This is a genomic window from Telluria sp. AIW5, from assembly GCF_056680575.1.
The window spans coordinates 1,008,734-1,029,293 of the sequence record NZ_CM155289.1 but is presented as its reverse complement, the minus strand read 5'-3'; the positions used below and the strand labels follow the sequence as shown (position 1 = coordinate 1,029,293).

Below are 20,560 nucleotides of genomic sequence, written 5' to 3'. Positions count from 1 at the left end.
GGACGACCACAAACAAAAACGGCACCGGTGGCGCAAGCCCCGATGCCGTTTTTTTACGCGCCTGTACGTGGATCAGGCCGGCTGCGCCACCGCTTCCCCGGTCCGCTCCACATGGCGCCGGAAGAAGAACAGGGTAATCAACACCAGCGTAATCGGCACCAGCGTCAAATAAAACGCGAAGTGGCCGCTGAAGTTGCCGAACACGTAACCGGTGATGAAGGAACCGGTGGTGCCGCCCAGCGCCGAGAAGATCACCAATAAACCGGTCATGCAGGAATGCTGGTTCTTCGGCAGGGAGCTGAGCATGACCGAGTTGATGCCCGGGTAGATCGGCGCCATGAACAGGCCGATCAGCGGAAACAGGAAGGTCGCCAGCGGCGCGTTGGCCCAGGTGACGTTGGCGTCGAGCGCCAGGTCGCGCGTTAGCGGCAGGGCCAGCAGCACCATCGCCGCCATGCCGATCACGCAGCCGTTCATCACCGTGTACCAGTGCACCTTGCGCATCACGACACCGGCCGACAGGCGCCCGATCGCGAGGCAGGCCGCAAAAATGCTGGCTACCTGCACGCTCATCGCCGCCGGCAGCCTTAATATTTCGTTGTTAAAGGTCGGCAGCCAGGTGCCGACGCTTTGCTCGATCAGCACGTACAGGAAAGCCGTCAGCACGAACACGCACACCAGCGGCTTCGCGAACAGCTTGAACATCGCCGTAAAATCTTCCCAGCGGCTGCGCCCCGCCGGCAGCTGGGCATCGCTCTCATCAAAACGCGTCGTCGCCAGCAGCACGAAGGTGAAGACGCACAGGCCGCCCAGCACCCAGTACACCTGCAGCCAGCTCTGCGACTTCGGATTGCTTGAGTCGATGAAGTGCGCGAACACCCAGTAGGCGCTCAGCACGCCCACCATGAACACGCCCTCCAATGTATTCATGATGCTCGCGTGGTGGCGCCGGTCGGTGGCGATCAGGCCCAGCGTCGAATACACCGACACTTTGACTAGTGCAAACGACACGCCCACGCACAGGAACAGCAGCTTGGCGGTGGCAAAACCCGGCAGCAGCGGCATCGCGGCGCAGGCGGCGGTGACAATCGCGAGGGCGACCAGCATCGCATTCTTGTAGCCCAGGCGCGGCAAAAACGAAGCGACCAGGAAGGACACGACCGCAATCGGCAGGTCTTTAAAAGCCTCGAGGATGCTCGCGCCCGATTTACTCACGTCGTAGTTGTTGATGACTTGCAGGATCACCGTACCCACGCTGTTGAGCAGGATCGCGAAGACGAAGTAGATCAGGAACAAGGCCAATAAAATACGCTGGTTTTTCACGCTGTCTCCCGGTTTTTATAGTGTGCGCGTGTGTCAGTAGTCGCCGAGGCGGAACGCGAGCAGGCTCGGAATCACCCGGTCGGCCTGGGTCAGCACGTCCGGGCTGCCCACGCCTAGCGCGAACATGCCCGCCGACTTGATCGAGGCCACGCCCGCCACCGCGTCTTCCACGCCCAGGCAATCTGCCGGCGCCACGCCCAGCGCCGCCGCCGCATTCAGGAAAATCTCCGGATGCGGCTTGCTGTTGGCGATCAGCGCCGCATCGACCACGTAATCGAAACGGTCGCGGATGCCGAGGCGATCGAGCACCGTAAAGGCGTTCTTGCTGACCGAGGCGAGGCCGATCTTCAGGCCGGCGGCGCGCACCGAGGCCAGCGCGTCGATTGCGCCCGGCAGCAGGTCCGCCTCGCTCATGGTCGCGATCAGTTCGACGTACTGCCTGTTCTTGCGGTCGGCCAGCGCCAGCTTCTGTTCCATCGAGTAGGACTTCGAGGAACCGGCCAGGATCAGGTTGAGGGACCCCATGCGGTCCACGCCTTTCAGATTTTCGTTGAAGGCGTGATCGAAATGCACGCCTTCCGATTCGGCCAGCGCCTTCCAGGCCAGGTAGTGGTAATGGGCGGTGTCGGTGATGACGCCGTCGAGATCGAAAATGACTGCCTTGAACTGGTGCGAGTGGCTCATGCCTGCGTCTCCATCGAAATGCGCGCCGAAGGTGCCGCGCCGGTCAGGGCCACTGGCTGGCCCAGGTGGGTGAAATCGAGCGCGTCGCCGGCGAGCAGCGTGTACTCGGCCGAGTCACCGGTGACGCGTACCTGCAGCTGGGCGCCGCGCAGCTGGATCTTGAACTGGTAGTGCTGCCACTGTTTCGGCAGCGTCGGTGCGAAGCGCAGCGCGCCGTCGGACACGCGCATGCCGGCAAAGCCGTAGGCCACGCCCATCCAGGTGCCGGCCATCGCCGCCGTATGCACGCCGTAGTGGGTATTGCCGTGGGTGTCGTCCAGGTCCAGGCGCGCCGTCTCCATGAAGTAGTCGTAGGCCTTGTCGTGGTAGCCGACCTCGGACGCGATGATGCTGAAGATGCAGGACGAGAGCGAGGAGTCGTGCGTCGTGACGGCTTCGTAGTAATCGAAGTCGCGGCGCTTGTCCTCGAGCGTGAACTCGTTCGACAGGAGCATCAGCGCCAGCACCACGTCGGCCTGCTTGCAGACCTGGTGGCGGTAGATCACCATCGGGTGGTAGTTCAGCAGCAGCGGATAGTTTTCCTTCGGCGTGTTCGCGAAGTCCCAGGCCTTTTTCGACAGGAAGCTGTCGTCCTGCTCGTGGATGCCGAGCTTGCCGTCGTACGGCAGGTGCATGCGCGCGGCGGCGTCGCGCCAGACGGCGACTTCCTCGAGGGTGACACCGGTCGCCGCAGCCACGCGCGCGAATTCGCCGGCGCGTTCGCGGCGCAGCAGGTCGGCCATGTCGGCGGCGAAGCGCAGGTGCATGCGCGCCATCGCGTTCGTATAGTAATTGTTGTTCACCAGCGCCGTGTATTCGTCGGGGCCGGTGACTTCGTTGATGCAGAAGCGCCCTTCGCGGTCATCGCTGCCGATGCCGATCCAGATGCGCGCCGTCTCCAGCACGATCTCGAGGCCCGCCTGCGCCATGTAATCGAGGTCGCCCGTCGCTTCGAAATACGCCTTGATCGAATAGGCGATGTCGGCGTTGATGTGGTACTGCGCGGTCCCGGCCGGGAAGTATGCCGAGCACTCGCCGCCGGCGATCGTGCGCCACGGGTACAGAGCTCCTTTGTCATGCGCCATCTGGCGCGCGCGCTCGCGTGCCTGCGGCAAGCCCGCGTAGCGATACTCCAGCAGCTTGCGCGCGATTTCCGGCTTCGAATACAGGAAGAACGGGAAAATGTAGATTTCGGTATCCCAGAAGTAGTGGCCTTCGTAGCCCTCTCCGGTCACGCCCTTGGCCGCGATGTTGGTGCGGCCGTCGCGTCCGACCGATTGCAGCAGGTGGTATTCGTTGAAGCGAATACCCTGCTGGAGGGCGTCGTCGCCCGCAATCTCGACGTCGGCGCTGGCCCAGAAATCGGCGAGGAAGGCCGCCTGCGAAGTGCACAGCGCCTCGAAGCCGGCCGCCTGCGCAGTGGCGAGCGTCTCGCGGGCACGGGCCAGCAATTCGCCTTCCGGATAATCGCGCGAAGAGTGATAGCTGCCGTATTTGGTCAGGCGCAGCGGCTTGCCCTCAAGCGCTCCACAAACAAAGCGCTGGCCTGCACGCTGGCCCTCTTCCCAGGCGCTCGCCTCAACGCCTTCGACGACGGTCCGGATCGCGCTCACCAGGCTGAAACCGCTGTTGTGGGTGCGCTGCACGAGCGCCGAGAAAGCGCCATCCTGTTCGGTCGAGACGGTTTTCAGGGCAGGCCCCGACACTGCGGAACCGACGCGCGGATCGTCGCCCGCTTCCTGGTTCTTCACGGCGCCGTCGACGAACGATGTCACGGTCACCGTGCCCGAGAAATTCAGCGGCGTGAGTTCGACCTCGATCGCAAACAGGTGTTTATTTGCGAACGACACCACGCGGCGGCTGCGCAAGGCGATGCGTTTGCCGCCGGGCGCGGTCCACTCGAGGGAGCGCACCAGCACGCCGCTGCGCAGGTCGAGCGCGCGCTCGTAGCTGCCGAGGGTGCCGGTCAGGGGATCGAAGCGTTCGCCGTCGATCTCGATCTCGACGCCCTTCGCGTTCGGGACGTTGAGCATGAACTGGTTCGTTTTCGCCAGCGCGAAGGCGGCTTCCGGATACACGATCGGCTCGGACTCATAAAAACCGTTCAGGTAGGTGCCGTCGAGCGAAGTGCCGGCGGGGCCGGTATAGCCCTCTTCCCCGGTGCCGCGCAGGCCGATGTAGCCGTTACCGAGTGCGAACAGGGTCTCGCGCAGGAAGTGGGATGCGGTGTCGAAACCGGTCTCGCGGATGCACCACGGATCGAGCGGAAGGGAATAGGTTGGGCTGTCGGATGGCTGCACGGCGAGTCCTCAAAAACGGTAACGGTGGATCGAAGTCGAAACAAGTCAGGCGTCCGCGCGGGCGGATACCGATGAAACGGGATGAATCGGAGTAAAAATCAGGTTTGGCGCACGATTAATCTCGTGGGAAGCACTTCCGAGGCGACCGGCTCGTCGTTCAACAGCGCCAGCATCTTGCGGCCCAGCAGGACGCCGCCGTCACGCAGATCCTGGTGCACGCTGCTCAGGGGCGGCACGAAACTGGCCGCGCCCGGCGTATCGTCGTAGCCGATGACCGACACCTCGTCCGGCACGCGCAGGCCGTGTTCGGCCAGGGCCCGGATCGCGCCCATGGCCAGTAGATCGCTGGCGGCGAACACGCCGTCGACCGCGCCGGCGCCCTTTTTCTTCAGCAGCGTCGTCATGCTGTCGAAACCGGCTTCGAAGGTGAACGCTTTCGGGCGCACGATGTGGACGACGCCCTGGCCGCGCATGGCTTCGATGAAACCGGCGCAGCGGCCCTGCACTTCGGCGTGGTCGACGTCGCCCAGGAACACCAGTTTGCGCCGGCGCTGCTCGATGAAGCGCGCCGCGGCGCTGGCGCCGCCGGCGTGGTTGTCGCTGCCGACGACCACGTACGATTCAGACGCTTCGGGCGCGCCCCAGACGATCAGGGGCAGGCCAACTTTTTGCAACACCTTGACGGCTTCGCCGTGCGAGCCCTGGCCGAGCAGGATCATGCCGTCGGCGCCGCGCACGGGCGCGCTGTCGAGAAGCTGGCGTGACGTTAATACAACAGTGTAGCCGGCACTTGTTAATTCTTCGGTAATCCCGCCCAGCAGGGCCAGCGGATACGGGTCCGACATCGGCCGGCCTTTAACGGGCGTCATTTCCACGACGACCGCCACCGAATTGCTGCGTCCCATGCGCAGGTTGCGCGCGCTGATGTTCAGGCGATAGCCCTGCTCTTCGGCGATGCGGCGCACCTTGTCCCGCGTCTTCTCGGTCACGAGCGGGCTGTTGCGCAGCGCGCGCGACACCGTGATCGTGGAGACGCCGGCGAGACGCGCCAGGTCTTCCATCGTCATGCCGGCTTCGCTGTTGCGCTTTACGTTTTTGTTGATCGCCATGGGATTCGGGTGAAGGAAACGACTCTACGGCAAATTATGACAGATTTAAATGACAGCGGAATCACAAATGACATCGATAACAATCTTATTGACATCGATATCATTCCTTGTTTCAATGACACGCATTGACAGGCGTTTGCACCAATCGGGCCCGCCAATGCACCAAACATGATCACTGTGCGTTCGACGGCCGCCAAGGCCTCGCATGTCCTGGAGACGGATTTTGAACCATAAAAAAGAGAGCAATCAGATGAACCAATCCAAGCAGTTCGTGCTGTCCACGGTCGCACTGGCCGTGCTGACCCTGGTCAGCCAGGCCCAGGCCGCAGGCCAGACCGCCCCACAAGAGGGCACCAGTGCGGCAGTCACCCGGGAAATCCAGCAGGTCGTCGTTACCGGTACCGCATCGGCTTCCGGCACCCGCAAGATCGACACCTCGTTTTCGATCACCACCGCCAATGAAGAACAGCTGAAGGCCGCGTCGCCCAGCAGCACGGCCGACGTCCTGAAACTGGTACCGGGCGTCTACGCCGAAGCGACCGGCGGCCAGTCGGGCGCCAACGTCGAAGTGCGCGGCTTCCCGTCGGGTTCCGACTCGCCTTTCGTCTCGGTTCAGCTGAACGGTAACCCGGTCTATCCGGTGCCGGTGCTGTCCTTCTTCGAAGGCACCTCGGCTTTCCGCCTGGATGACACGATCGAGCGCGTCGAAGTGCTGCGCGGCGGCCCGAGCACGATTTATTCCGTCGGCCAGCCGGGCGCGACGATGAACTTCATCCTGAAAAAGGGCGACGACGTGCCTGAGCGCACGGTTCGCCTGACCACCGGCACCGGCAACCTGCGCCGTGGCGACGTTTTTGTGGGCGGCAAGATCGCGGACGGCTGGTACGGCACGGTCGGCGGCTTCTACCGCGAAGGCCACGGCGTGCGCGATCCGCAGTTCAAGGCGGACAAGGGCGGGCAGCTGACCGGCACCCTGACCCGCAAGCTCGACGGCGGCGAACTGACGATGTACGTACGCGCCACCAACGAGAAGAACGCGTTCTACACCGGCGTGCCGCTCATTTCGAGCAACAACGGCCGCACCATTTCCGAATTCCCAGGCTTCGATCCGCTCACCGGCACCCTGATGAGCAACGAAATGCGCCACTTCACGATCGACGCGGCGCCTGGTAAAACACTCGAGCGCGACCTGGCCGACGGGCGCGGCATGAAGGCCGCCGTCTGGGGCGCCGATTACGAGCAGAAGCTCGCCGGCTGGGACGTGTCGAACAAGGCGAATTATTTCAACGGCGACCTGAACACGATCTCGATGTTCACTGGCGACAATCCACAGACAGCGGCCGCCTACCTGGCCGCCGCCAACGCCAGCTACAACCCGACCGCTGCCAGCACCACGGGCAGCATGACCTATGTGAACGGCGGTGGCACCGTCGCTCCGAACCAGCAAGTGGTGCAGGCCGGCCTCTGGTCGGTCGAAAAGCAGCTGACCTCGTTCACCGACGAACTGCGCGTCAGCCGCGAAGTCTTCCCTGGCCACACGCTCACCGTCGGCGGCTATTACGCCAATTACAAGTCGGATGACGAGTGGTACCTGGGCAATGCGCACCTGATGACGGCCACCCCGAACGCGCGCCTGATCAACGCCAGCCTGACGAACGGCACCATCGTGTCGCAGGGCGGCAAGTCAGGCAATGTCTTCTACGCACCGGTCGCCAATTACAAGGGCAACAACGTCGCCCTGTTCCTGGCCGACGAGTGGAAGATCAGCGACAAGCTGCGCGTCGACGCCGGCCTGCGCCGCGAGCGCCAGAGCCTGGAAGGATCGGTCTCGAACCTGGCCGCGGGCGACACCGACAACAACCCGCTGACCGTGTACAACAACGGCACCTCGATCCCGACCGGCAGCTTCACCCGCCTGGAACGCGACGACAGCGCCACCTCCTTTACCGTCGGCGGCCTGTACAAGCTGACCAGGGATGCCAGCGTGTTCGTGCGCGCCAACACCGGCCACACCTTCATCGCCTTCGACGACATGCGCAACGCCGGCAGCCAGGCCGCGCTGAACGACCGCAACGGCGTGCCGAACCCGAAAGTGACGCAGTACGAAGTCGGCTTCAAGACCGCCAATTCCCTGTACAGCGCCTACGTCAACGCGTTCTACACCGACTTCACCGGCATTTCGTTCCAGCAGATCACGACCACCGCGGTCCTGAACTCGGTGAGCGGCTCGCGCGGCCATGGCGTCGAATTCGAACTGGCGCTGCGTCCAATCAAGAACCTGCAGCTGAGCCTGACCGGCGACTACCAGAAGTCGAAGTACCGCGACAATCCTGCGATCGTCGGCAACGAAGTCCAGCGCCAGCCGAACCTGCAGTTCCGCTTCTCGCCAAGCTACCGCATCCCGGTCGGCGACAACGCAGTCAAGCTGTACGGCACCTACACCTATGTCGGCGACCGCTTTGCCGACCAGGCGAACCTGTCCTACCTGCCGTCGTACAAGACGCTGGACATCGGCGCGCTGGCATCGATCGGCGCGAACTGGGAAGTGCGCGTGGCGGCAACCAACCTGACCAATGAACTGGGCCTCACCGAAGGCAATTCGCGCCTGACCGGCGCCCAGGCCAGCGGTCCGATCAACGCCCGTCCGATCTTCGGCCGCGCGGTGGAAGCCTCGCTGCTGTATCGCTTTTAATTAAGCCAGCGTTTTCCCGTCAGACTTTGGGAGCGGTTCGCCGCTCCCTTTTTTATGGGCGCGGGGCCTACAATGGACGCACGACCCATCCCCGGAGCCATGCATGCCGATCAAACCGGAAGAACTCGCCGCCCTGATGCGCGAAGTCGAACTCGAAGACCCGATCGATTTCGCCGACCTGCCCTTTCCGGAAGACGAGCTGCGCGCGCTGGTGGCGAACCACCTGTGCGAGATGGCTGCGGCGATGGAAAATTTCAGTACCGAGGACCGCCTGCTGACCCTGCTTGCGGTATCGGCCAAACTCGTCCTCGAAAACCTGGTCCTGCACGTCCAGCTGCTGCGCCGCCACGGCTTGCCCGTCAGCGAAGACGTCGCCGCCCTCCTCGGCCGCCTGCGCAAGAGCGGAAATGAATAGTCGGCCGGACAGCGCGACGCGCCCCGAACGGCTGCAAAACGGCCGCCGCCAGGCCGCATCTACGCCCGGCGCGCCGCCACTTTCCCGCTTAGTTCCGACCGGAAATCGTTTGTCTACAACGCCGGCCCGATTGTGCGGTAATTAATCTGTTCCTTGAGGTATTATTGTTGACTAGGAAACTTGCCGTCCGGTGTTTTCCCGGTCGGCATCAGCAAGTCACACTGAGGAAGCCATGTCCCGTAACAAGATGAAATTCACCACCGCAGTCGTCTCCGGCGCGCTCCTGCTTGGCGGCCTGACTGCCTGCAACCGTGACCAGTCGACGGCGAGCCTGCTGGCCGAAGCCAAGCAATACCAACAGAAGGGCGACCAGAAGGCGGCCCTGATCCAGCTGAAAAATGCGGTGGCGAAGAGCCCCGAGGATGGCGAGGCGCGCCTGCAGCTCGGCAGCCTGTACCTGGACTCGGGCGACGCCGTGTCGGCCGAGAAGGAATTGCGCAAGGCAGCCAGCCTCGGACTGGCACCTGCGCGCACGCTGCCGTTGCTGGCCCAGGCCCTGCTCGCCGAAGGCAAGTTCAAGGAACTGCTGGCCGACATCAAGCCGGAGCTGGCCGCGAAGTCGGCGCCCCTGATGACTGCACGCGGCGACGCCCTGCTCGCCAGCGGCGACGCCGCCGGCGCCAAGGCAGCCTACGATGCCGCGCTGGCGCTGGACCCGGCCGCCGGTACCGCCCTGGTCGGCCTGGCGCGCCATGCGCTCACCACGAACGATACGGCGACGGCCCAGCGTTACGGAGCCGAGGCGATCGCCAAGGACGGCAAGAATCCGGAGGTCTGGATGTTCCAGGGCGGCATGCTGCGCGGCCTGGGCAAGACCGACGAGGCACTCGCCGCCTTCGACAAGGTCATCGCACTGCGTCCGCACGACCGCAACGCCAACCTGGAAAAGGCCTATATCCGCATCGGCCAGAAAAAATATGCCGAAGCCCGCACCGAGGTCGAGGCTGCGAAAAAGGCCGCGCCGGGCAGCCTGCTCGTCACCTACGGCGAGGCCCTGCTCGACTACAGCGAAGGCAAGAACAAGGAAGCGCGCGATGCGCTGCAGCGCATCCTCAAAAGCGCCCCGAACCACATGCCGAGCGTCCTGCTGGCCGGCGCGGTCGACCTGAACCTCGACTCGCCCCAGACGGCGCAAATGCACCTGCGCAAATACCTGGAAATCGATCCGACCAACGTCTACGCACGCAAGCTGATGGCGCAGGCCCTGCTGAAGGATGCGCAGCCGGCCGATGCCGCCGCCACGCTGGCGCCGGCCGTGAAAGAATCGCGCGACCCGCAGCTGCTGGCGCTGGCCGGCGAGGCGGCCATGCAGGCACGCGATTTCGGCAAGGCCACGTCCTACCTCGAACAGGCGGTCGCGCTGGCCCCGGACGTCGCGGTGCTGCACACCTCGCTCGGCATGTCGCGCCTGCAGCAAGGCGATACCGCCAAGGGCATCGCCGAACTGGAACGCGCAACCGAGCTCGATCCGAAGTCCGACCGTGCGCTGACGGCGCTGGCCCAGGCCGAAATCGGCCTGAAGCATTACGACAAGGCGCTGGCCACCGTGTCGAAAATCGAGACGCTCAAGCCGGACGATCCGCAAACCTACAACCTGAAGGCCACCGTGCTGCTGACCAAGGGCGACCTGCCCGCGGCCCGCGCCGCCTTCGAGAAGGCGCTGCAAGTAAAACCGACCTTCTTCCCGGCCGCCGCCAACCTGGCCAAGCTCGACGTGATGGAGAAGAAGCCGGAGGCCGCGCGCAAGCGTTTCGAGGCGATCCTGGAGAAGGACAAGAAGAATTTCGGCGCAATGGGTGCGCTGGCCGAACTGGCGATGCTCGAGAAACATCCCGAGGAAGCGACGACCTGGCTGGAGAAGGCGCAGGCCGAAAATCCGGATACGATCGCGCCGGTGCTCAGGCTGGGCAGCCACTACCTGGCGACCAAGCAGGAAAAGAAGGCGCTGACGCTGGCGCGCAAGTTCCAGCCCTCGTATCCGTCGAACCCCGAAATGATGGACTTGCTGGGGCAGGCGCAACTGGCCAACGATGATGCCCAGGGCGCGCTCGACAGCTACAGCAAGCTGGTCAACATGGTGCCGAAATCGGCGCTGGCGCAAATGCGCCTGGCAACGGTGCAGGGCAAGCTGAAAAACGATGCCGGCGCCGCCGAGTCCCTCAAGCGCGCCATCGCCCTGCAGCCGAACCTGCTGCAGGCACGGGTTGCCCAGGTCGAGGTGGCGATGCGCCGCGGGCGCACCGACGAGGCGCTGGCCATGGTGCGCCAGCTGCAGCAGGACCTGCCGGGCTCCCCGGTCGGCTTCCTGATGGAGGGCGACCTCCAGCAGGCGCAGAAGAAACCGGCACTGGCGGTGGCGGCCTACGACAAGGCCTTCGCCATCACCAAGTCGAGCGCGGTCCTGCTGCGCAGCGCCCAGGCGATGGCGCAGATGGGCAAGGAAAGCGAAGCGCGGCAGCGCGTGGCCCAGTGGGCGAAGACGCATCCTGACGACATGCAGCTGGCCATGTACCAGGCCGAATCGCACCTGGCGGCGAAGGAATACAAGCCGGCCGCGGCCCTGCTCGAAGAGATCGTCAAGCGCGCGCCCGGCAATGGCGTGGCACTGAACAACCTGGCCTATGCCTACCAGCAGCAAAAGGATCCGCGCGCGCTGGCCACGGCCGAACAGGCGTATAAAGTCGCCGGCGACAACGCCTCGGTGATGGATACGCTGGGCTGGATGCTGGTCGAGCAAGGCAATACCCAACGCGGCCTGCCGCTGCTGCAAAAGGCGGCGGCCGGCGCGGCGGCTCTGCCGGAAGTGCGTTATCACCTGGCGGTCGCCCTGAACAAGTCGGGCGATAAGGCGGGCGCGCGCAAGGAACTCGAAGCCCTGATCGCGCAAAACAAATCGTTCGCCCAACTGGAGGAAGCCCGTTCGTTGCTAAAAACCTTATAACGGTCTACTATTTCAGCTAAATAAAAACCAACTGAACCGCACTTTTCCTGCTTGTCCGGCAAACTGCGGTATCGCATAAAAAGGCGCCGTCCGCAGCGGACGGCGCACCAAAAACCGAGGTGTCCCGCGATGACGAATCCCGACGAGGTGCACGAACTTGACGAGCGTACTGTCGAATTTCTATCGAACGCTCATGTGTCAGAGGATCGCGATAATATAGCGAACTCAGAATTAGAGGATGTTATCGTGAACCAAGATTCATATGGAATCCGGCTTACCGATACGGCAAAAGGACGAAATTCGGCCAGCATGCTGGTCAACAAGATGTATGCTTGGCGCGGCTATGCTGGCACGCACCAGTTCAGCGACGATCCCAATCGCATCACGCTCACCGCCACCGATAAAGGTGAAGTGGTGGGCACCCTGACGCTCGGTATCGATTCGCCTATCGGCCTGATGGCCGACCAGATCTTCAAGGAGGAACTCGACGCGCACCGTGCCCGCGGCGCCAAGCTCTGTGAATTCACCAAGCTGGCCTTCGACCCGACGGTACGTTCGAAAACCTCGCTCGCCAACCTGTTCCACCTGGCTGTCATTTACGCCCGCGATATCCACGATTGCACCGATATCGTTATCGAAGTCAATCCGCGCCATCGCCGCTTTTACGAGCATATGCTGGGATTCAAACGCGAAGGCGATTTGAAGGACAATCCGCGCGTGAACGCGCCGGCCTACCTGCTGCGCATCGAGCTGGCGTATGTCACCGAGCAGATTCAAAAACACGGCGGCACCTTCAGCGAAGCGGGTACCGAAACGGCCACCGAACGTTCGTTCTATCCTTATTTCTTCTCCCCGCGCGAAGAGCAGGGTATCATCAACCGCCTGCGCCGCATCGACGAACACCAGGTAGCATAAACCCACTGTCTTGTTCCGGCCTGCCTGGACAAGGCAGCGCCGCCGGACGCGCCGCCATGGCGCTTCCTGTCATCGGCCATTCGACATCCATTCGTTCACCGTTTTACCCTCCCACACATGACCAATCCTTTCCGCTATGAGCAGGCTTTTTCCCGAAACATTGGCTGGGTAACGCGTGAGGAGCAGGCACTGCTGCGCAAGAAGCGGGTCGCGATCGCCGGCGGCGGCGGCGTCGGCGGCGTCCATGCCCTGACCCTGGCGCGCCTGGGCGTGACCAAATTCCGCATTGCCGATTTCGATACCTTCGACGTCCCGAACTTCAATCGCCAGGTCGGCGCGATGGTCTCGACGCTGGACCAGCCGAAGGTCGATGTGATCCGCCGCATGCTGCTCGACATCAATCCCGAATGCGAGGTCGATGTCTTTGCGGAGGGCATCAACGATACCAACCTGAATGCTTTCCTCGAAGGTGCCGACATGTATGTCGACGCACTCGACTTCTTTGCCTTCGATATCCGCCAGAAAACCTTTGCCTTGTGCGCCCGCCTCGGCATTCCCGCCAGCACCGTGGCGCCGCTGGGCATGGGCGCGGCCCTGCTCAACTTCCTGCCGGGACAGATGACCTTCGAGGAATATTTCCAGTGGGGCGATCTGCCGGAAACGGACAAGGCTGTCCACTTCGTCGTCGGCCTGGCGCCGGCCGGCCTGCACCGCCCATATCTGGTGGTACCGGAGGCGGTCAATTTCGTCGAGCGCCGCGGTCCCTCGACCATCATGGCCTGCCAGCTGTGCGCCGGCGTGATGGGCACCGAAGCCCTGAAAATCCTGCTGGGACGCGGCCGCGTGCTGGCGGCGCCCTGGGGCATCCAGTTCGACGCCTACCGCAACAAGCTGGTGCGTACCTGGCGTCCGGGCGGCAATAAAAATCCGCTGCACCGCCTGATGATCAAGATCGGCAAGAAACAGCTGGCCAAGGACCTGGCGGCCGCGGCAGCGGGAACGAAAGCGGAGACAAAAGAGGGGGCGACAGCATGAACACCCCCGTCAAGCCGGGCACGATCGAACAGATCCTCGACCTGGCGCGCTGGGCGCCCAGCGGCGACAACATGCAGACCTGGCGCTTCGAGATTGCGGCGCCCGATCACCTGGTCGTGCACGCCTACGATACGCGCGACCACTGCGTCTACGACCTCGACGGCCACCCGAGCCAGATCGCCTTCGGCACACTGCTGGAAACGATTGCCATCGCCGCCAGCGGCCACAGCTTGCGCGCCGATATCAACCGCCGCCCCGAAGGACGCGAAACCCACCCGCTGTTCGACGTGCGCCTTGTTGCGGACCCGGCCGTCGTGCGCGACCCGCTGATCGACGTGATCAGCGCGCGTACCGTGCAGCGCCGGCCGATGAAGACCACCCCGCTCACCGACGAACACAAGCGCATCCTGGCCGCCACCGTGGCGCCCGGATACGAACTGACCTGGCTCGAGGGCCGGTCGCAGAAATGGCAGGCCGCCAAGCTGATGTACAACAACGCCCGGCTGCGCCTGACGATGCCGGAAGCGTTCGAGACCCACCGCAGCATCATCGACTGGGACAACCGCACCCACAGCCCGGACAAGGTGCCGGCAGGCGCGCTCGGCGTCGACGCCATGACCCTGCACCTGATGAAGTGGGCGATGGTCAGCTGGCGCCGCATGGCCACCGTCAACACGCTGATGGGCACCTGGGCGCCACGCCTGCAGATGGACCTGGCGCCCGGCATGGCCTGCGCCGCCCACTTCGTGCTCAAGGCCAAAAGCGCACCGCAGTCGATCGACGACTACGTGGCCGCCGGACGCGCGCTGCAGCGCTTCTGGCTGACCATGACCACGCTCGGCCTGTACATGCAGCCGGAAATGACGCCGCTGATCTTTTCGAAATACGCGCGCGAAGGCACGCGTTTCACGGCTAAGGCGAAACTGGCCGGCGCCGCGCAAGCCCTGCAGCGCGAGACCGAAGCGCTGATCTTCAACGACAGCCTGTTCCCGGTCTACATGGGACGCCTCGGCTACGGCCCGGCGCCCACCGCGCGCTCGGTACGCCGTCCGCTGGCCGAGCTCATGAAACACTGAGGGCCGGCACCGCCCCGGTGCAAAAAAAAGCGGCGTCGACTTGAAGGTCGACGCCGCTTTTTGCTTTCATTTCCCTGCCTGGTAGAGCTTGTTTTTGTTATCGCCAGCGCTTGCCCAGCAACTCGCGTCTTGCTATCTGGAACGGGAAAAGAGCGGGCGCGCCCGCTCTCTCCTTTTACTACCTGACGCTCAGAGGCTGATTAAGCCTTCTTTGCGCGCTTGCGGCTCACGACGCCAGCGCCCAGCATGGCGATGCCGAACAGGGCCAGCGAACCTGGCTCTGGAACTTCAGCCAGCTTGAACTGACCGTTGTTGCCGACGAAGAAGTAGCCTGGGGTGTTGGCGTACGCGGTGCCATCGCAGCCGGCGCCGGTGAAGCCAGCGTAGTCGCAAGCGACTTCGCTGACCAGGGTGCTGGTTGGCGAGCCAATGGTGTTCGCGTTGGTGAAGGCGAAGGCCATGATCGACTCGGTCGACAGGTCCGTGCCGTTTTCGCGGAAGAAGTAGCCCGAATCCAGCGAACCGGCTTCAGCTTTGGCGAACACGGTGACCTGACCATTGTTGACTGGGGAGCCGCTTGCATCGACGTTGCCGCCGCCGCCTGCCATCACGGTGAACTGGGCGATCTGGTTGCCCAGGTCAGCACCGTAGGTACCAGCCGTCGTGCCGTACTGGCCTGCGGTTGGGTTCTGGTACATGGTGATGGTGCCGCCGGCGAAGGTGAAGGCGCCGCTGAAGTTACCGGTGCCGTTCGCCTGGAAGGTCGCGGTGATGTTGCCACCTGGGAAGGTCACTGGGAACAGCTGGCCGTTGCTGTCAGCCTGCGAGATGTTGAACACCGCGTGCTCGGCGAACGAGAAGCTGGAACCACCGGTCGGGTTGATCTGGATGAAGGCATTGCCGTTCACGTCCAGGTATTCGTTGACGTTCTGGGCGCCAGCGAAGCCACCGCCGGTTGGGTTGAAGCGCCAGTCGTTCAGCACGGTCGCTGCGTTAGCGGCACCGGCGAAGGACATTGCAACAGCTGCGGCGCAGGCCAGTTTCTTCATGAATTTCATAATTTCAATCCTCGCTTAAGTTGATGGTGTGGGCAAACACACTCCACTATAAGCAATCACCGTGCCAGCTTATTAAATCCTCGCATAATCAATCACTTAGCATAACGGCCTGAAGCACTATCACCCCATGTGTAAAAAATGCCGACAGCATTAATTCACAAAAAATTCTTGTAGGAATTATAATACTTTTCAGCACTTAAACTTGATCAGATTTAACATTTCTAGAGGTCAAAAAAGCTTTCCTGAAGAGATGCCTCGACAGCATCAGCGGCGGCATGCGCAACCAGTTGCCGCGGATATACAACATGAGATCCGAAAAAGGCGTCAGGACGCCGGCGCAACTCGGGTGGGCCGGGCGCAGGGCGCGCGTGAACAGCGCATCCATCAACCGCAGCAAGGCGGCATTCGGGCACCCCGCCCCGGCGTCGGCCACGGTCGCGGCCACCGGCGTGCCGAGCAACTTCATACAGTAGCGCAGCGCATAGAGCAGGGGCCTTTCCAGCGCGAGTTCGCGTGCGCGCGCCGGCAGCGCCTCCCAGAAACCGGGTTCGGCCGCGCCGAAGTGGCAGAGCAGCCGGTGCAGGTCGAACAGGTCGCGCAGGCCGTGGTGGTACTCGCCCTCATAAAACAGGTGCGTGGCGCTGTGCAGCACCATGTCGCAGGGCGCGAGCACGGACAGGCCGGCGGCGCCGGGAATGGCGCGGGCGGCGGCGCGCAGGCGCGCCGGGTCAGGCCGCACCGCCGCCGTCTGCGGCAGGATCGCATGGCGCACGTCGATCACGGTCGAGCGGCGCAGGTGCTGCATCGGCGGCAGTTCATGCATCCACTCGCGGTAATAGCGCTGGTCGTAGGCATCGTGGTGGTTCGACGCCCAGCCATGCACCATCAGCAGGTGCTCGACATCGCCCAGCGCCGCCTTCGGCACCAGGATGTCGATATCGGAAAACAGCCGGCCCGCCGCCGCCGGCAGCCCGGCCGCGACATACGCGGTTCCCTTGAGCAGGATCAGCGGCAAGCCCGTATGCGCAGCGCGCGCTCCACCTGCCCGAGCTCGAAGCGCACGGCCTGCGTGTGGCGCTCCCAGACCGTGCGCGCCCAGCCCAGGCGGCGCCGCACCCGCGGCGGCAGGCTGTCCGCCAGACCGTGTTCGTCGGCCAGCAAGTCCAGCGTGGCGCCGAGGTCGGCGGCGCCGGCCTGGCGCAGCAGCATCTCCCATCCGGGCGCATCGAGCGCGGCCATGGAGGAGGGAGTCCGCAGCACCCGGGTCAGCAGGGGCAAAGCCTTCATGGCCGCCCCGTCGGCAAGCGCTCGAACACGGCCATGGCGTCTTCCAGCGCGCCGTAGCTGAAATCGAAGGTACGGGTGCGGTCGACGAGGTCGGCGGCGGCCGTAAATCCGGCAGCGCCCAGCAGGCTGTAATTAAACGCGTTCTCCGCGAGGCGCAAGTGGGCACGCGCCTGCGGCACCGGCACCAGTTCGGCAGGCGCGCCGGCGCGCCATGTCGGAAACACGATCCAGGCCGCCACCGCCGGCTCGTGCGCGCGCGCGATGCTCTCTTGCGGCGCGCGCATGTGGGCCACGGTTCCCTTTATCGTGTCGGCCACCGGCGGCGACAGCTGCGCCCCCGGAGCCCAGGCGCGGATCACGTCGATCGAGCCGTTCTTCAGGCTGACCGGGCGCGGTACCGGGTCGATCCGGCCATCATCGAGGCGCACCAGGGTCAGTTCGTCCGACAGCAGGCGCCAGCCGCGCGCCACCAGCGCCGCGCACAGGGTGCTCTTGCCCGAGCCCGGCGGCGCCGGCAGGATCACGGCCCTGCCCTCCTTCTCAACGACCGCCGCGTGGATCACCAGCCAGGAATGGGCGTGACCGGCGACGCACCAGTTCATCGCCCACTCGAACATCGGATAAGCCTGGGCCAGCGGCAGCGGCTGGAAAGGCGGCCGACCGTCGTAATGGAAATACACTTGTGGCTTGAACAGGCGCCGCAGCCCGCGCGGCGCACGCAGCAGCACGTCGAAATCGGCAGGCGTGTCCTCGGCGAGCACCGGATAGTCGGCATACATGCGTCCCAGCGCCACGGCCATCGCCGGCAAGGGGCTGCGTACGCGGGCAACGAACGGACCGGTGCGCAGGCGCAGCCCGGGGCCGCGCAGGCGCGCCGCCAGCGCTTGCGGACCGAGTGCGGCAACGGTCAGCATGCAGGGGCGTCGACCAGGTGGAGCGCAGCCAGGTCGGCCAGCACGGTGTCCACCAGTTCGCGGCTGGACAGCGCGTCGTCACAGGACGGCAGGGGCGTAGCGGCCGCTTCATCGGGATGGGGCGGCAAGTCGAGGAGGGCCGCCAGCTGCGCGGCCGACTGGCCAGCCGCCTGCAGCTGCTCGAGCAATGCGATCGCGAATTCGTCGAGCAAATGGGTATCGCCCGACAAATCATTGTAGAGCAGGCATTCGCCGTCCCAGCAGCGGTAGTCCAGGCGCTGGCCGGGCGCCACGCGCCAGATCGGCAAAATTGTCATTCGGTCAAGGGCGAGCGGCCTCCTAGCGGAAGGTGCTTTCCAAATAACTGGCGATCTGGGCACCGGTCCACGGTGGGGTGCTGCTCCCGCCCGGCCGGTAACCCGTGGTCACGAAATCGTTCCACATATCGATCACCTGGCGTTCGGTCAGGACGCTTGCATTACCGGCAAACTGCGACATCCGCGCATTGAGCAGGGCCGTCACGCACTGCATGGCGACGTTGTTACGGTCGATCCTCTTGACGTCCTTGTTCGGGTTAATCACCTGCATCAGCGTGACCGTGCTCAGGTTCGCGTAACTGCCGCCACACGTAAAGATGCTGCCGAAGAGGGCAGTCGTCTTGATATTGGCCGAGCTCTCCCAGGCATTCGCGTGGTTTTTCCAGTAGCCGTGCGAACGGTTGGCTTCGCATGAAAACTGCGGCTTGGCGCTGGCACCCGTCGTCACCGACGTGAAGCCGGACGGCGAGTTGCACCGCGCCGCGGCGGTCCCCGCCATGCCGCTCTGGCTGTACAAGGTCAAAATCACACCGGTGGCGCCAGCGCCGGCGCGCGTAAAGCGGCGCCGCGCAATGCCTTTCGCATCGAGCAGCGGTGGCGGCACGGCCAGCGTGTCGGGCGACAATAGGTGGTTTTTTTCTTGATCGTCCATAAACACGGTTCCTGAGGTGTCGAAAGTATGCCACACAGGTGTTGGCCCGGAAACGACAACGGCGCCCCAAGGGCGCCGTTGTAAGAAAACCCGACAATGAATTCAGGTCAGAAGAAGCTTTCCGGAATGACCAGAATGTCGCCCGGACGCATCGGCATGTTCGCGGAAATGTCGCCGTCCTTGATCAGGTCGTCGAGGCGGACGTTCAGTTTTTCCTGTTTGCCATCGACGTTGCGGATGATGCTGGCACGGTTGCCGGACGCGAATTCGGTGACGCCACCGACAGCGATCAGGACATCCATCAGCGACATGTCGCGGCGGTATGGCAGGGCTTGCGGCTTGGCGGCCTGGCCGATCACGCGGATCTGTTCGCCGTAATTGCCGATGAAGCCGGTGACGACGACGGTGACGACCGGCTGCTGGATGAACTTGGCCAGGGCCTTTTCGATATCGCGCGCCAGTTCAGTCGAGGTTTTGCCCGCGGCCGGCAAGTCTTCGACCAGCGGGGTCGTGATCTTGCCGTCCGGACGGACCGGCACCGACATCGACACTTCCGGATTGCGCCAGACGATGATGTTGACGGCGTCGCCCGGCCCGATCAGGTAATCGGCCGGCGCGGCGCCCGCCATCGCGGCCGCCGAAGGGGCCGCCGGCTTCTTCCACAGCGCGCAGCCGGTTACCGCCAGGGCGCAGGTGGCCGCCAGGGCCAGTTTCATCAAATTCGTCACGATCTTGCTCACGTCATTCCCCTTCACGACAGCAGCGACCGGCAAAGCCAGGCTGTTGTTATTAGCAACACAAAATTGTTATTTAGCCATCAAACTGGGCATATTGTATCGTAATCGTGCTCCCGCGAAAGGGTGCACGATTGAAATACTTGTGTTTCATTTTTGCTGCAACAGTTCCTGCACGTACTGGACCGGCACCGCATAGGTAATGCCGCTCGGGCTGGTGATCGCCGTCTCCTTCAGCCCCTTGACGAACACCATATTAATAACACCGAGCACGGCGCCATTGTCGGGATCGTAGACCGGGCTGCCGCTGTTGCCCGGATAGGCCGTGCCGTCGAGCTGGAAGATTTTCAGGGGGTCGTGCTGCAGCTGGGTGATCGCACGGGCGTCGAGACGGCGGGAACTCAGGGACGGCATGACGATCGGAGTAATAGCGGACAGCGTGGCGCGGTGGGTCACGTGGTTCAGCCCCAGCACCATCCCGAGCGGGAAGCCCGTGAAGGCCAGCCCCTGCCCTTCGGCCGCGGCGCGCGAGTCGCCCAGCGTCAGCGCCGCCAGCGGTGGGCCCTCGGTCAGGCGCAGGTGGGCCAGGTCGTGTGCGCGGTCGAGCGCCACCAGGCGCACCGGGCGGAAACGGAAATCCAGGCCCGCGCCGACCACGACGCCGAGCTGCTCCATTTTGGCGGCATCCAGGTTGTTCGGCACCACATGGGCGTTCGTGATGATGCTCAGGCCATCGCCGACGGCGAAGCCGGTGCCCGAAAACACGACCGCCGGGCTGCGCGTCCTGAGGAAGCTGCCGACCCCGACGATGGAGGGCTTGACGCTGGCAATCGTGCGCACCAGGCTGTCTGCGCGGGCCGGCATGGGCGCGGCGACGGCCGCCAGGGCGGCGCAGAGGGCCAACATATGGCGTCTTGACAAGCTCTTGACGACCTTGCATTCATTATTTCGGATGGGAATCAATCGTGCAGGCCCTTTTGCAAATTAAACACTACAATACAACGGCTTG

The 20,560-nt window shown here is 63.9% G+C and carries 18 protein-coding genes; 6 read left to right on the top strand and 12 right to left on the bottom strand.

Annotated features, from left to right (window positions below; all coding sequences use genetic code 11):
- Positions 1-72: 72 nt before the first annotated feature.
- The 4 genes from AC1MEM_RS04565 to AC1MEM_RS04550 form a co-directional block, all read right to left on the bottom strand.
- Positions 73-1,323 (bottom strand): MFS transporter, encoded by a 1,251-nt coding sequence (locus AC1MEM_RS04565; RefSeq protein ID WP_499475620.1) that lies wholly within the window; start codon positions 1,321-1,323, stop codon positions 73-75.
- A gap of 33 nt (positions 1,324-1,356) precedes the next feature.
- Complete coding sequence (gene pgmB / locus AC1MEM_RS04560) at positions 1,357-2,007, bottom strand: beta-phosphoglucomutase (RefSeq protein ID WP_499475619.1); 651 nt, start codon at positions 2,005-2,007, stop codon at positions 1,357-1,359.
- Complete coding sequence (locus tag AC1MEM_RS04555; protein WP_499475617.1) at positions 2,004-4,346, bottom strand: glycoside hydrolase family 65 protein; 2,343 nt, start codon at positions 4,344-4,346, stop codon at positions 2,004-2,006. The genes pgmB and AC1MEM_RS04555 overlap by 4 nt, the downstream gene beginning before the upstream one ends.
- Before the next feature lie 98 nt (positions 4,347-4,444).
- Positions 4,445-5,455 carry a LacI family DNA-binding transcriptional regulator gene (locus AC1MEM_RS04550; protein ID WP_499475615.1) on the bottom strand — a complete coding sequence of 337 codons (1,011 nt, stop codon included), beginning with the start codon at positions 5,453-5,455 and terminating at the stop codon, positions 4,445-4,447.
- Positions 5,456-5,705: 250 nt separating this feature from the next.
- Between AC1MEM_RS04550 and AC1MEM_RS04545 the strand changes: the two genes are divergently transcribed.
- From AC1MEM_RS04545 to AC1MEM_RS04520, 6 genes are all read left to right on the top strand, one after another.
- Entirely contained in the window at positions 5,706-8,147 is a 2,442-nt protein-coding gene (locus AC1MEM_RS04545; RefSeq protein ID WP_499475614.1) for a TonB-dependent receptor, read from the top strand.
- Positions 8,148-8,250: 103 nt separating this feature from the next.
- Entirely contained in the window at positions 8,251-8,562 is a 312-nt protein-coding gene (locus tag AC1MEM_RS04540) for a hypothetical protein (RefSeq protein ID WP_499475613.1), read from the top strand.
- Positions 8,563-8,794: 232 nt separating this feature from the next.
- Positions 8,795-11,563: an XrtA/PEP-CTERM system TPR-repeat protein PrsT gene (gene prsT, locus AC1MEM_RS04535; protein ID WP_499475612.1), complete on the top strand. Its 2,769-nt coding sequence runs from the start codon at positions 8,795-8,797 to the stop codon at positions 11,561-11,563.
- Positions 11,564-11,692: 129 nt separating this feature from the next.
- The gene (locus AC1MEM_RS04530; protein WP_499475611.1) at positions 11,693-12,478 is read left to right on the top strand and encodes an N-acyl amino acid synthase FeeM domain-containing protein; all 786 of its coding nucleotides are present in this window, start codon (positions 11,693-11,695) and stop codon (positions 12,476-12,478) included.
- Positions 12,479-12,595: 117 nt separating this feature from the next.
- A complete protein-coding gene (locus AC1MEM_RS04525; protein ID WP_499475610.1) occupies positions 12,596-13,513 on the top strand; it encodes a ThiF family adenylyltransferase in 918 nt (305 codons plus the stop codon).
- A complete protein-coding gene (locus AC1MEM_RS04520; RefSeq protein ID WP_499475608.1) occupies positions 13,510-14,589 on the top strand; it encodes a nitroreductase family protein in 1,080 nt (359 codons plus the stop codon). The genes AC1MEM_RS04525 and AC1MEM_RS04520 overlap by 4 nt, the downstream gene beginning before the upstream one ends.
- 200 nt (positions 14,590-14,789) lie before the next feature.
- Here the strand turns inward: AC1MEM_RS04520 and pepA are convergent, their stop codons facing one another.
- The 8 genes from pepA to AC1MEM_RS04480 form a co-directional block, all read right to left on the bottom strand.
- The gene (gene pepA, locus AC1MEM_RS04515; protein ID WP_499475607.1) at positions 14,790-15,647 is read right to left on the bottom strand and encodes a flocculation-associated PEP-CTERM protein PepA; all 858 of its coding nucleotides are present in this window, start codon (positions 15,645-15,647) and stop codon (positions 14,790-14,792) included.
- Positions 15,648-15,843: 196 nt separating this feature from the next.
- Positions 15,844-16,662: a nucleotidyltransferase domain-containing protein gene (locus AC1MEM_RS04510; protein WP_499475606.1), complete on the bottom strand. Its 819-nt coding sequence runs from the start codon at positions 16,660-16,662 to the stop codon at positions 15,844-15,846.
- Entirely contained in the window at positions 16,653-16,934 is a 282-nt protein-coding gene (locus AC1MEM_RS04505; protein ID WP_499475605.1) for a hypothetical protein, read from the bottom strand. Before AC1MEM_RS04505 ends, AC1MEM_RS04510 begins: the two co-directional genes overlap by 10 nt.
- Complete coding sequence (locus tag AC1MEM_RS04500; protein WP_499475604.1) at positions 16,931-17,848, bottom strand: HprK-related kinase A; 918 nt, start codon at positions 17,846-17,848, stop codon at positions 16,931-16,933. Before AC1MEM_RS04500 ends, AC1MEM_RS04505 begins: the two co-directional genes overlap by 4 nt.
- Positions 17,842-18,165, bottom strand: a complete 324-nt coding sequence (locus AC1MEM_RS04495) for an HPr-rel-A system PqqD family peptide chaperone (protein WP_499475603.1) — start codon at positions 18,163-18,165, stop codon at positions 17,842-17,844. The genes AC1MEM_RS04500 and AC1MEM_RS04495 overlap by 7 nt, the downstream gene beginning before the upstream one ends.
- Before the next feature lie 22 nt (positions 18,166-18,187).
- Positions 18,188-18,817 (bottom strand): hypothetical protein, encoded by a 630-nt coding sequence (locus AC1MEM_RS04490; RefSeq protein WP_499475602.1) that lies wholly within the window; start codon positions 18,815-18,817, stop codon positions 18,188-18,190.
- Between the two features lie 107 nt (positions 18,818-18,924).
- Entirely contained in the window at positions 18,925-19,533 is a 609-nt protein-coding gene (locus tag AC1MEM_RS04485; protein WP_499477564.1) for an XrtA/PEP-CTERM system exopolysaccharide export protein, read from the bottom strand.
- A 168-nt stretch (positions 19,534-19,701) separates the two neighbouring features.
- Positions 19,702-20,457, bottom strand: coding sequence for a S1 family peptidase (locus tag AC1MEM_RS04480; protein WP_499475601.1), 756 nt, complete (start codon positions 20,455-20,457; stop codon positions 19,702-19,704).
- Between the last annotated feature and the right edge of the window lie 103 nt (positions 20,458-20,560).